General features: G+C 70.2%; 11 protein-coding genes. 3 read left to right on the forward strand and 8 right to left on the reverse strand.

Annotated elements, in window-relative coordinates; all coding sequences use genetic code 11:
• Positions 1-43: 43 nt before the first annotated feature.
• Positions 44-301 (reverse strand): hypothetical protein, encoded by a 258-nt coding sequence (locus ACH4LD_RS01105; RefSeq protein ID WP_103810215.1) that lies wholly within the window; start codon positions 299-301, stop codon positions 44-46.
• A gap of 165 nt (positions 302-466) precedes the next feature.
• On the opposite strand from ACH4LD_RS01105, the gene ACH4LD_RS01110 reads away from it, so the two are divergent.
• Entirely contained in the window at positions 467-2,032 is a 1,566-nt protein-coding gene (locus ACH4LD_RS01110) for a fibronectin type III domain-containing protein (RefSeq protein WP_398053123.1), read from the forward strand.
• A gap of 34 nt (positions 2,033-2,066) precedes the next feature.
• On the opposite strand, the gene ACH4LD_RS01115 is transcribed toward ACH4LD_RS01110, so the two are convergent.
• Positions 2,067-2,939 carry a DUF4429 domain-containing protein gene (locus ACH4LD_RS01115; RefSeq protein ID WP_398053124.1) on the reverse strand — a complete coding sequence of 291 codons (873 nt, stop codon included), beginning with the start codon at positions 2,937-2,939 and terminating at the stop codon, positions 2,067-2,069.
• Positions 2,940-3,017: 78 nt separating this feature from the next.
• Here ACH4LD_RS01115 and ACH4LD_RS01120 point away from each other — a divergent pair, with 78 nt between their 5' ends.
• Positions 3,018-4,619 carry a beta-N-acetylhexosaminidase gene (locus ACH4LD_RS01120; protein WP_398053125.1) on the forward strand — a complete coding sequence of 534 codons (1,602 nt, stop codon included), beginning with the start codon at positions 3,018-3,020 and terminating at the stop codon, positions 4,617-4,619.
• 63 nt (positions 4,620-4,682) lie between these two features.
• Here the strand turns inward: ACH4LD_RS01120 and ACH4LD_RS01125 are convergent, their stop codons facing one another.
• From ACH4LD_RS01125 to ACH4LD_RS01150, 6 genes are all read right to left on the reverse strand, one after another.
• Entirely contained in the window at positions 4,683-6,452 is a 1,770-nt protein-coding gene (locus ACH4LD_RS01125; protein WP_398053126.1) for an IucA/IucC family protein, read from the reverse strand.
• Entirely contained in the window at positions 6,449-6,988 is a 540-nt protein-coding gene (locus ACH4LD_RS01130; RefSeq protein WP_398053127.1) for a GNAT family N-acetyltransferase, read from the reverse strand. The genes ACH4LD_RS01125 and ACH4LD_RS01130 overlap by 4 nt, the downstream gene beginning before the upstream one ends.
• Positions 6,985-8,271, reverse strand: coding sequence for a lysine N(6)-hydroxylase/L-ornithine N(5)-oxygenase family protein (locus ACH4LD_RS01135; RefSeq protein ID WP_398053128.1), 1,287 nt, complete (start codon positions 8,269-8,271; stop codon positions 6,985-6,987). Before ACH4LD_RS01135 ends, ACH4LD_RS01130 begins: the two co-directional genes overlap by 4 nt.
• Positions 8,255-9,712, reverse strand: coding sequence for a lysine decarboxylase DesA (gene desA / locus ACH4LD_RS01140; protein WP_398053129.1), 1,458 nt, complete (start codon positions 9,710-9,712; stop codon positions 8,255-8,257). Before desA ends, ACH4LD_RS01135 begins: the two co-directional genes overlap by 17 nt.
• A 113-nt stretch (positions 9,713-9,825) precedes the next feature.
• The gene (locus ACH4LD_RS01145; RefSeq protein WP_398053130.1) at positions 9,826-10,668 is read right to left on the reverse strand and encodes a siderophore-interacting protein; all 843 of its coding nucleotides are present in this window, start codon (positions 10,666-10,668) and stop codon (positions 9,826-9,828) included.
• A 50-nt stretch (positions 10,669-10,718) separates the two neighbouring features.
• Positions 10,719-11,765: an ABC transporter substrate-binding protein gene (locus ACH4LD_RS01150; RefSeq protein WP_398053131.1), complete on the reverse strand. Its 1,047-nt coding sequence runs from the start codon at positions 11,763-11,765 to the stop codon at positions 10,719-10,721.
• A gap of 425 nt (positions 11,766-12,190) precedes the next feature.
• Between ACH4LD_RS01150 and ACH4LD_RS01155 the strand changes: the two genes are divergently transcribed.
• Entirely contained in the window at positions 12,191-12,364 is a 174-nt protein-coding gene (locus ACH4LD_RS01155; protein ID WP_398053132.1) for a hypothetical protein, read from the forward strand.
• Positions 12,365-12,375: the final 11 nt, after the last annotated feature.

Genomic DNA, 12,375 nt, shown 5'->3' on the forward strand with positions numbered 1-12,375 from the left:
CTGTCGCTGGGCCGGGCTGGCGCCGGCCGGGTTCCGGCTGGTTTCAGCCGTAGACCATGCGGCGCAGCTGCCTGAGCGTCAGCTCCGGCGGCGCCACCGCCCGGTACTTCAGGTCCGCCCCGATCCGTTCGAAGATCTCCGCGTTCACCAGGCCCTGGGCCTGGAGTTCGCGGTGGCGGCGACGGACGAACTCATGGATCGTCTCGTCGAAGTAGGCGAGCACGTCCTGGACCACACGCAGCGCCTCGCCCCGGCTGAGGGGCGTGGACCGCGTCAGGTGATCAACAAGTTCGTCGTGCACCCGGTAGATCCTGGAGTACCGGCGCGTGTTTCGCAAGAATCGTGCCCGATTCCGGGCAAGCTGCTGTTGAAACTCTTATGGGGCTCTGTTCGCGAGCTGTCCATCCCACGTCCTGCGACTCGTTGCCCGAACAGACGAGTTTCAGACGCCATGGACATTCCTCGTATGGGAGTACCCGAGAAGCTGGCCGCGCGCATGAGCATGGCCGAGCAGCATGAGTACCTGCGCGCCAGATTCTCGCGGCGCACCATGATCAGGGGCGGCGCGGTCACGCTGGGCGCCGTCGCGGGTGGCGCGTTCGTGCCGGGCGCCACCGCCCAGGCGGCCGTGCCGACCCAGCGGACCGCCCCCGCCACCCAGCACGTCGACGGCGCCCTCGTCGCCCCCTTCGGCCGCCACCTCGCCTGGGGCAACGACCCGCGCACCGAGATCACCGTCTCCTGGCAGGTCCCGGTCGCCGTCAAGAAGCCGTTCATCCGCATCGGCGCCCACCCCTGGGACCTCTCGCGCAGGATCGACGCCGAGGTCCGCACCCTCTACACCCCGGCCGGTGTCGGCGCGAGCGGCGACCACACCCAGTACTACCTGCACGCCAAGCTGACCCACCTGCGCCCCGGCAAGACCTACTACTACGGCGTCGGCCACCAGGGCTTCGACCCGGCCGAGCCGCACCTGCTGGGCACGGTGGGCACGTTCACCACCGCCCCCGCCCACAAGGCGCCGTTCACCTTCACCGCCTTCGGTGACGAGGGCGTCGGCTACCACGGCCTGGCCAACAACAGCCTCCTGCTCGGCCAGAACCCGGCCTTCCACCTGCACGCCGGCGACATCGCCTACGCCGACCCGTCCGGCGCCGGCAAGACCGCCGACACCGGTTTCGACTCGCGCACCTGGGACTCCTTCCTCGCCCAGACCGAGTCGGTCGCCAAGCAGGTCCCGTGGATGCCCGCGTACGGCAACCACGACATGGAGGCCTGGTACTCGCCCAACGGCTACGGCGGCGAGGAGGCCCGCTGGAACCTCCCGGACAACGGCCCCGACAAGAAGAACCTGCCGGGCGTCTACTCCTTCGTCTACGGCAACACGGCGGTCATCTCGCTCGACGCCAACGACGTCTCCTTCGAGATCCCGGCGAACCTGGGCATATCCGGCGGAACCCAGACCAAGTGGCTGGAAGGCCAGCTGAAGAAGTTCCGCGCCTCGAAGGACGTCGACTTCATCGTCGTCTTCTTCCACCACTGCGCCTACTGCACCTCCACCGCGCACGCGTCGGAGGGGGGCGTGCGCCAGGAGTGGGTGCCGCTGTTCGAGAAGTACACGGTGGACCTGGTCATCAACGGTCACAACCACCAGTACGAGCGCACCGACGTCATCAAGGCGGGCAAGGTCGCCAAGAAGCTGCCGATCGGCGGCACGGCCTACCCCGAGACGGACGGTGTGGTCTACGTCACCGCGGGCGCGGCCGGCCGCAGCCTGTACGCGTTCTCCGCCCCGGACTCCTACGAGGGACACGAGCACGAGACCGACTCCGTGGCCTCCTTCGTCAACACCAAGGACGGCAAGGTCAACGAGACCGTCGCCTGGTCCCGGGTGCGTTACCTCAACTACTCCTTCCTGCGCGTGGACGTCGCCCCCGCGTCGAAGGGCCGGCAGACCACGCTGACGGTGTCGGGCATCGCCGAGACCGGCGACCGCATCGACCACTTCACGGTGTCCCGCAAGGCCAAGTAGGCCCCAGCCGAGCGGGCGGTCCCCGGCGCCTTCGTCACAGGCGCTTGAGGACCGCCCCCTTGGCCAGGGCGAACTCCTCGTCCGTCAGCACTCCGTCGCGGTGCAGCTCGCCCAGCTCGCGCAGCCGGCGCAGCAGCACGTCGTGGTCGTCCCCGGCGCCCTCCCCGGCCGGCCGGCCGGCGTCCTGCCGTACGTCAGGCTCCGCCGCCGAAGGATGCGGCAGGCGCGCCTGCACCGCCGCCGCGACCAGGGCCATCAGCGGATCCTTCTTGAAGCCCCACAGCTCGACCGCGTTCGGGTCGTACTTGGGCGGTGCGGTGACCGGGGTGCCGCGCACCAGGAACCGCAGGTGCCCGTTCTCCAGGCCGGCCGCGGGCTGCCACTCGACGCCGGTGACGTCCGCGAGGGGGATCGTGCGCGGCCCGGCGGAGGCCTTGGCCTCCTCGGTCTTCCAGTTCCACTCCAGCCGCACCCGCTCCCCGTCGAAGCCCGCCGTGCCGTCCCCGGCCGAGGCGGACACCGGCACGGACGGGCCCGGCAGCAGATACCCGTCGACCGGCTCCGGCGGCACCCCGTCCAGCAGCAGGGCGTTGCGCACCTCGTCGGCGACGTACTCGGCGACGCCGTACCGGTCGGGCTCCACCGTCAGCTGGTACGGGTCGTGCGGCTCGGCGAGCCGGCCCCCGGTGGCGTGCAGCAGCGGGTCGGCGCCGTCGCGCAGCCGCAGCCTGAGCCGCCCCGACTTCCGGCCCTGTTCGAAGGAGACACCGGCCAAAGCGCCGAGCGGTACGATGAGTTCGCCCAGCTCACGGCGGAGCAGGCCCACGTTCTTGTCCCGGCCCGGGGTGAGGCGCAAGGCGTCCCCGTCGAAGGCCCAAGTACCGTCCTTCTGGATGATTTCCGCCATGCGGGGATTGTTCCACCCGATCTGCGGGACAGTGGTCTCGACCAAGTCTGACGGTCACCCCTTCCGAAGGGAGCGCTTGTGAGACGGAACCACGGCACGACTCCCCGCCTGTCCCACGTCCTCGGTTCCCTGCTGCTGCTCGCGGCGGCCGGCGTCGTCACCCTCGGCGCGGACCGCACGGCGCAGGCCGCCGCCCCGACCCCCCTGGACCGGGTGGTCCCGGCCCCGGCGTCGGTGACGCCCGGCGGAACGCCGTACCGCATCACCCGCGACACCCGCATCCGCGTCGACGGATCCGCCGAGGTCCGCCGCGTCGGCGGCTACCTGGCCGGCCTGCTGCGCCCGGCCACCGGCTATCCGCTGCCGGTCACCGACCACGGCACCGGCGGCATCCGACTCTCCCTGGGCCAGGGCGACTTCGGCGCCGAGGGCTACCGGCTGCACAGCGCCGCGGGCGGAGTCACCCTCACCGCGCGCACCCCCGCCGGCCTCTTCCACGGCGTCCAGACCCTGCGCCAGCTCCTCCCGGCGGCCGTCGAGAAGAAGACCGTCCAGCCCGGCCCCTGGCCGATCGCCGGCGGCACCGTCCGGGACCGCCCCCGCTACGCCTACCGGGGCGCCATGCTCGACGTCTCCCGGCACTTCTTCACGGTCGACCAAGTCAATCGTTACATCGACCAGTTGGCCCTCTACAAGGTCAACGAGCTGCACCTGCACCTCAGCGACGACCAGGGCTGGCGCATCGCGATCGACTCCTGGCCGCGCCTGGCCTCCTACGGCGGCTCCACCCAGGTCGGTGGCGGCCCGGGCGGCCACTACACCAAGGCCGACTACCGGGAGATCGTGCGGTACGCGGCCTCCCGCTACCTGGAGGTCGTGCCCGAGATCGACATGCCCGGCCACACCAACGCGGCCCTCGCCTCCTACGCCCGGCTCAACTGCGACGGCGTGGCACCCCCGCTGTACACCGGGACCGAGGTCGGCTTCAGCTCGCTGTGCGTGTCCAAGAAGGCCACCTACGACTTCGTGGACGACGTCGTCCGGGAGGTGGCCGCCCTCACCCCCGGCCGCTACCTGCACATCGGCGGTGACGAGGCGCACTCCACCAGCCACGCGGACTACGTGACGTTCATGGACCGGGTGCAGCCGGTCGTCGCCCGCTACGGCAAGACGGTCATCGGCTGGCACCAGCTCACCGGCGCGCACCCGGCGAAGGGCGCCCTCGCCCAGTACTGGGGCCTGGACGACACCAGCGCGGCGGAGAAGGCACAGGTCGCCCAGGCCGCCCGGAACGGCACGGGCCTGATCCTCTCCCCGGCCGACCGCACCTACCTCGACATGAAGTACACGCGGGACACCGGCCCCGGTCAGGACTGGGCGGGCCTGGTGGAGGTGAAGCGGTCGTACGACTGGGATCCGGGCGCCTATCTCGCCGGGGTGCCGGCCTCGGCGGTCCGGGGTGTCGAGGCACCCCTGTGGACGGAGAACGTGACGGACACCGCGGAGATCGAGTACATGGCGTTCCCTCGGCTCGCCGGCGCGGCCGAGCTGGGCTGGTCACCGGCGGCGACCCACGACTGGAACGCCTACCGGGTCCGGCTGGCGGCCCAGGGTCCCCGCTGGGACGCCCTCGGCATCCACTACTACCGCTCACCGCAGGTGCCCTGGCCGGCCCGCTGACCCGAAGGCCGACGGGCACCCCGCAGGACCGTACTGCTGGGTGCCCGTCAGGTCCGTGTGCCGTCAGAACCCGGCGATCGGGTTCTTCAGGGTGCCGACGAGCTGGAGCGCGCCGGACGGGTCGGCGAGGTCCACCATCTGCCTGTTGTCGCGGAGCTGGAGACGGTTCAGGCAGGACAGCGCGAACTCGGGGGCGAACATGTCGTACTGGCGGAACCTGTCCGCCAGGTGCGGGTTCGCCTCCTGGTACTCGCGGGTGACCTCGGCGACCGTGCGCCAGAAGCCGTCCTCCTCCAGGACGCCCTCGGCGGCGAGGCGGGCGGCGAGGAAGCGGAAGAAGCAGTCGAAGACGTCCGTGAAGACGGACAGCAGCTTCTTGTCCTCGGGGACCTCGACACGGATCCGCCGCACCTCCGGCGGCAGGGCCGCGTCCGGGTCCATGACGGCGATCTCCTCGGCGATGTCCTTGTAGACCGCCCGCTGCACGGCCCCGTCCCGCAGCACCAGGATCGTGTTCTCGCCGTGCGGCATGAACACCAGGTCGTAGGCGTAGAAGCTGTGCAGCAGCGGGGTGTAGTAGGCCCGCAGGTACTGCCGCAGCCACGCGGTGGGGGCCAGGCCCGAGCGTTCGATGAGGGCGCCCGCGAAGGAGGCGCCCTCGTCGTCCACGTGCAGCAGCGAGGCCATGGTGGCCAGGGTCTCGCCGTCCCGCAGCGAGGGCACGGGGCTCTCCCGCCACAGCGCGGCCAGCATCTTGCGGTACGGCGAGTAGCGGTCGGTGGCCCGCTCGTACTCCAGGTGCCGGTAGCCGACGGCGGCCCGCTCCCGGATGATGGACAGGCCCGTCGACTTCAGCACCGGGTCGCTGTCGATCAGCTGGGCCAGCCAGTCGTTGATGGCCGGGGTCGCCTCCATGTAGGCGGCGGACAGACCGCGCATGAAGCCCATGTTGAGGACCGACAGGGCGGTCTTCACATAGTGCTTGTGCGGGTCGCTGGTGTTGAAGAAGGTGCGGATCGACTGCTGGGCCAGGTACTCGTCGTCGCCCTCGCCCAGGCAGACCAGCAGCTCACGGGCCACCTCGGCGGCGAACGTGACGCTGAGCTTGTTCCACCACTGCCAGGGGTGGACCGGGATGAACAGGTAGTCGGCGGGGTCCAGGCCCCGGTCGGTGAGGACGGCACGGAACCGCTCCACCGTCTTCTCGCCCAGCTCCCTGCGCAGGAACGACTCGTACTCGATCCCGGCACCGGCCGTGAACGCGGCCCGCGAGCGGTGCGCGGCCAGCCACACCAGCCGCACCGGGCTCGCCGTCTCCGGCGCGTACGACAGGTACTCGTGGACGCCGAAGCCGAGCCGCCCGTTGTTCGCGACGAAGCACGGATGGCCCTCGGTCATCCCGGTCTCGATCGCCTGGAAGCCGCTCCGCGCCAGCTCGGCGGAGGTCACGCGGGGCTTGGTGAGCTTGTAGCAGATGCCCGAGAGGGTGGAGGAGATCTCCTCCAGGTAGACCGGCAGGACCTCGTCGCCCAGCCCCAGCGACTTCTTCAGCTCGATGAAGAAGTCCAGGGCGGCCAGCGGGAGTTCGGTGCCCTCGCGGTGCCGGGTGAGGGAGTCCGGGTCGATCTCCCAGTGGTCGAGGGCCCGCCGCACGGCGCTGAACCGGTAGGTGGTGAGCCCGTCGTCGCTGCGGACGACGTACCGGCCGCCGTCCTCGTCCGGGGTGATCAGCCGCTCGTGCGCGAACTCGGCGAGCGCCTTGCGCAGCAGCAGCCGGTTGGCGGTCGCCCAGCGCTCGGGGGACAGATGGGCCACGGCGTCGGCGAGGGTCATATGGTCACCGTCTTCTCGAACTGTTCACGGGTGCAGAAGCTCAGCAGCGCCCGCTTCTCCGGCTTGTCGATCTCCCGCTCGGGCACGAACCCGACGGCCGCGTTCAGGGCGTGCACCGCCGTGTTGCGGACGTCCGGCTCGACGACGACGCGCCGCACCGCCGGGTCCTCGAAGAGACGGGCCATGACGGCGGTGATGACGGCCCTGGTGAAGCCGTGCACGGGGGTGTCGGTGGCCGGGGTCAGGAAGTGCATCCCGACATCGCCCGGCCGCGGCTCGTACAGCCCGGCCAGCTCGCGGTGCGCGGGGTCGTACGTCTCCATCAGGAAGACGGGCGTGCCGTCGCGCAGCCCGAGCAGGGCGTGATGGTGCTCGTCCGCCGCGATCTCCATGTAGGCGCGCTCGACGTCCTCCAGCCGCGCGTCCTGCATCATCCAGAAGGCCGCCTTGGGATGGGTGACCCAGGAGTGCAGCAGCTCGGCGTCGGTGAGCGGATCGACGGGACGGAACGTGAAGGTCAGGGTCGTGCGGGTCATACCGCGAACTCCTGGAAGGCGATGGTCTTCTCCACCGGGTAGTACTCCGTGCCGAGCAGTTCCCGGATGATGTACGCGTTCCGGTACGCGCCCATGCCCAGGTCGGGGCTGGTGATGCTGTGGGTGTGGACGCCGGCGTTCTGGAGGAAGACCCCGCGGCCGGTGACGTCGACGGAGTAGTTGCGGGCGACGTCGAAGCGGCCGTGGCCGTCGAAGCGGAGCCGGCCTTGGACCGGGGCGAGGAACGCCGGCGGGGTGTAGTGGTAGCCGGTGGCCAGGACCAGGCCCTCGCTGCGGATCTCGAAGTCCTTGCCCTGCTCGTCCTGGTGGAAGCCGAGCGTGTACGTGCCGTCCTGGTACGTCGCCGTGCGCAGGGTGGAGTTGGTGAGCAGCCGGGTGGGGACCGGGCGGTCGCCGCTCTCGACGTTCTTCTGGTACAGCAGGTCGAAGATGGCGTCGACGAGGTCCGAGTTGATGCCCTTGAACAGGCCCTTCTGCTGCTTCTCCAGCCGGTAGCGGGTCTCCTCGGGCAGTGCCCGGAAGTAGTCGACGTAGTCCGGGGAGGTCATCTCCAGGGTCAGTTTGGTGTACTCCAGCGGGAAGAACCGCGGCGAGCGGGTGACCCAGTTGAGCCGGTAGCCGTGGACGTCGATCCCGGCGAGGAGTTCGTGGTAGATCTCGGCCGCGCTCTGGCCGCTGCCGACGATCGTGATCGACTTCTTCTCCAGCAGCTCCGTCTTGCGGTGCATGTACTGCGAGGTGTGCAGGAAGTCGCCGCCCAGGCCCTGGCACGCCTCGGGTACGAAGGGGACCGTGCCGGTGCCGAGGACCAGGTGCCGGGCCCGGTAGGTGTCCCCGGCGCCGGTGCGCACGACGTACCGCTCGTCCTCGTACGTCACCTCGGTGACCGTGGTGCCGAAGCGGACGCTGCTCAGTTTGTTCGCGGCCCAGCGACAGTAGTCGTCGTACTCGACCCGCAGCGGGTAGAAGTTCTCGCGGATGTAGAACGAGTACAGTCTGCCCTTCTCCTTCAGGTAGTTCAGGAAGGAGTACGGCGAGGTCGGGTCGGCCAGGGTGACGAGGTCCGACAGGAACGGGGTCTGGAGGTGGGCGCCGTCCAGGAACATGCCGGCGTGCCACTCGAAGTCGGGCTTGGACTCCAGGAAGACGCCGTCCAGTTCGGCGATCGGCTCGGTGAGGCAGGCGAGGCCGAGGTTGAAGGGGCCGAGCCCGATCCCCACGAAGTCGTGGGTCTTGCCGTGGGCTTCAGGACGCGCGGTCAAGGGACTCTCCCAGGTACTGCTCGGCGTGGCCGGCGATCAGATCGAGGACGGCGGCGATGTCGGCCGTCTGTGTCTCGGGGTTGAGCAGGGTGAACTTCAGGTAGTGGCGGCCGCCCACCTTGGTGCCCGCGACCACGGCGTCACCGGAGGCGAACAGGGCCTTGCGGGCGTAGAGGTTGGCGCGGTCGGTCTCGGCCGGATCGGTGACGGCCGCCGGGACGTAGCGGAAGACGAGGGTGGAGAGGCTGGGCTCGACGACGACGTCGTAGCGGGGGTCGGCCGCGAGCAGCTTCCAGCCCTCCCGCGCCAGGTCGCAGACCTCGTCGAAGAGCTGCCCGATGCCGTCGGCGCCCATCGTGCGCAGCGTCATCCACAGTTTGAGGGCGTCGAAGCGGCGGGTGGTCTGGAGGGACTTGTCGACCTGGTTGGGAATGCGTTCCCGCACCATGCGGCGCGGATTGAGGTACTCCGCGTGGTAGGTGGCGTGCCGCAGGGTGGCCGCGTCCCGGACCAGCACGGCGGACGAACTGACGGGCTGGAAGAAGGACTTGTGGTAATCGACGGTGACCGAGTCGGCACGCTCGATGCCGTCGATCCGGTCCCGGTACTTCAGGGAGGCGAGCAGGCCGCAGCCGTAGGCCGCGTCGACGTGCATCCAGACGCCGTACTGGGCGCACAGCCCGGCGATCTCCGGGAGCGGGTCGATGGAGCCGAAGTCCGTGGTGCCGGCGGTGGCGACGACGGCCATGGGGATCAGGCCGTCCTGCCGGCAGCGCTCCAGCTCATGGGCGAGGGCGACCGTCTGCATGCGCTTGTCGTGGTCGACGGGGACGGTGACGACGGCGTCCGGCCCGAGCCCGAGCAGTTTCGCGGACTTCCTGACGCTGAAGTGGCTGACCTCGGAGGTGAACACGCGCAGCCGGCCGAGCGAGTCGCCTCCTTCCCGCCCTGGCTCGGCCTCCTCCCGGGCCAGCAGCAGCGCCTGGAGGTTGGACTGGGTGCCGCCGGACGTGAAGACGCCGTCGGCGGCCGGGCCGAGGCCGATGCGGGCGGCCGTCCAGTCGATCAGCTTGCGCTCGATGAGGGTGCCGCCGGCCGACTGGTCCCAGGTGTCCAGCGAGGAGTTGACCGCGGAGAGCACGGCTTCGCCGAGTACCGCCGGGATGACGACCGGGCAGTTGAGGTGGGCGAGGTAGCGGGGGTGGTGGAAGTAGACCGCGTCCCGGAGGTAGACGTCCTCCAGTTCGTCCAGCACGGCGAGGGTGTCGCCCAGCGGGCGGTCGAGGTCGATCGCGTCGATGGCGGGGGAGAGGGCGTCCACGGTGACGCCGGTGAACGGACGGTCGGTGGTGGCGAGTTTGGCCGCCACCCGCTCGACTCCTTCGGTCACGGAGCGGCGGTAGTGCTCCGCGGTGAGGCCATTGAGCAGGTGCGAGCGCATGTGGGGGTCCTCCGAGGGGACGGTCCGTGCGAGATCAACTTAGGTTAGCCTAACCTAAATCTCACGGCCCGGGACATGCCGTGACCCGTGGCCGATGTCACGAAGGGTCAGGTTTACTCCGCGGCCCGGAGCTGTTCCTCCGTCATCCCCCGCCGCCAGTAGCCGACGAAGGTGACGCGCCGCCGGTCCACCCCGCGCTCACCGACGAAGTGCCGCCGCAGCGCCTTCACCTGACCGGACTCACCGGCGATCCACACGTACGCCCCCTCGGCGTCCGGCAGGGGGGCGGCTCGTACGGCGTCGACGGCCATGGGGGACCCGTCGTGCCGTACGAGCCACGTGATCTCCGCGTCCGCCGCCGTGCGCACGTCCTGGACGTCACCGGCGTGCGGCACCTCCAGCCAGGCCCGGGCCCGGGTGCCGGCGGGGAGGGCTTCGAGGATCGCGGTCGCGGCGGGCACGGCGGTCTCGTCGCCGCACAGCACGACGGGACCGGTGTCCTCGGGCGGACGGAACCGGATCGCCCGGTTGTCGGCGACGGCCGGGCCGAGCAGCAGCACCCGGTCACCGGCGGCGGCGCGCGCGGCCCAGCGGGAGGCGGGGCCGGCGGGCGAGGCCGCACCCGGCTCCACGCCGTGCAGGGCGAAGTCGATGTCGATCTCGTCGGGGCCGCGGCGCAGTGCCCGCAGCGTGTACGAGCGCATCACCGCCCGCACGTCGTCCGGGAGTTCCCGCCACCCCTGCCACCAGCCGTCGCCCAGTTCCAGCGGGACGACGGGTTCGGTCTGCCCGGGGTGCGGGAGGAAGAGCGACAGGGACTGGTCCCGCCCGTCCGAGCGGAAGGCGTGCAGATCGGCGCCGCCGAAGGTGACCCGGACCAGAGACGGACCGAGCCGCCTCGTCCGTACGACCTGAAGGGCGAAGAAACGGAACGGGGCGGCTACGGCCGTCGTCATACGGAGCTCCTGAGGGTGGGGATCAGGACGTTGTCAGAGGTGCTTACGGGTCAACTGACCTTCTTGGCCTTCTCCAGGGCCTCCGCCAGATTCGTCAGCAGCGGCACGCACTTGTCGTACGACAGGATCGGCTCGGGGGACCGGGGGATGACCTGACCCGCCTTCACCGCGGGCAGCTTCTTCCAGGTGGCCTTGGTGATGTCGGCGGGCTGGATCGCCGAGGTGCGGTCGTCCATCATGATGATGTCGGCCTGGTACTTGTCGACGTTCTCCCAGCTCAGCGACTCGTACCAGCCACCGCCCTGCTTCTTGGCGCTCTCCGGCGGCTCCACGAAGTTCACGCCGAGGGCCTTGAAGTACTCCAGGTCGATGGAGAGGTTGGTGCCGGAGACGTAGAAGAGCTGGTCGCTGGCGCTGCCCGCCATCACCTTGATGCCGGGCTTGGCCTTGGCGGCGGCGCGCAGCCGGGCGGCGGCGTCCTCGAACCGCTTCTTGGCGTCGGTGACCTTGGCGGCCTTCATGTCCGCGCCGAGCGACTCGGCGAGGTCCCACATGCGCTGGAGCGGCTCGGTGAGCTGACGGTCGTAGACGGAGATGCCGACGCTGGGAGCGAGCTGGGCGATCTTCTTCTTCGACTCCTCGGGGACGTACCAGAGGGTGCCGGCGTCGTCGAACATCGTGGAGATGAGCACGTCCGGGGCGAGGGAGGCGTACTTCTCGACGCTGAACTGGCCCCAGGTGTTGCCGAGGACCGTCACCTTGCTGATGTCCATGTCGCCGGCCTGCACATCGGGCTTGCCGGCGGTGGTCTTCGTCGGGCCGAAGACGCCCTTCACCTGGATGCCGTAGTCGTACAGCGCGGCGCCCACACCCGTGAACGCGACGATGTTCGCGGGGACCTTGTCCAGCTTCACGGTCGTGCCGCGGTCGTCCTTGAACGACCAGGGCCCGGACGTGCCGGCCTTCGCCTCCGTGCCGGAGCCGCTGTCTTTGCCCTTGTCGTCCCCGCAGGCGGCGAGTGCGGCACCGAGTCCGAGGGCGCCGCCGGCGGCGAGCAGGCCGCGGCGAGTGAGGTGGGTGACACGGGCATGGGGCATGGGTATGACTGCTTTCGAACGGGGCGGAGCGCCCGCCGGACAAGTTCGAAGGTAGGTTAGCCTAACCTCAGCTGATGTCCAGGGGGCGGGTACCTGCCCGTTCGACCGGAGCACACCGCGCGGACAACCGTCGTCGGTCCCGGAGTTGGCGGTACGGCGGACAGGCCGGGGGCCGCGCGGCTACGGTCGACACCGCACGGCCGGTACAGCCGGCTGCGACGGGAATGGGTCCGACGTCCCTTTCGGGCGTGGTGGCCGGCAGCGAGCCGACCCCGCGTCAATCGCGACAACTGCACACACGGCCTGTACGTCGGCAGGGCCTCAGTTGGTCATCCGTATTCCGGGTGGTCGGCCTGAGACACCTGCCCTCGCGTACGCGGTCATCCCTCGGCTCGGCCACCCTCCGGCGCAGGAGGAACCCGAGCGTGGATCTGCAGATCATCCTGGCGGTTCTCGGCACGGCGGGCGTCGTGTCCGCGGCTCTGTCCGCCCTGAAGGGGCTTCTGGACCAGGTGCCCGATGTGATCCGGTCCTGGCGGCGCGTCGTGGAGGAAGCCCGGCGTCCCCGCGCGGACGACGGCGGGGACAGCGCGCGATGACACGGGACCGG

The sequence above is a fragment of the Streptomyces sp. NPDC017676 genome, assembly GCF_044329325.1.
Classification (GTDB): Bacteria; Actinomycetota; Actinomycetes; order Streptomycetales; family Streptomycetaceae; genus Streptomyces.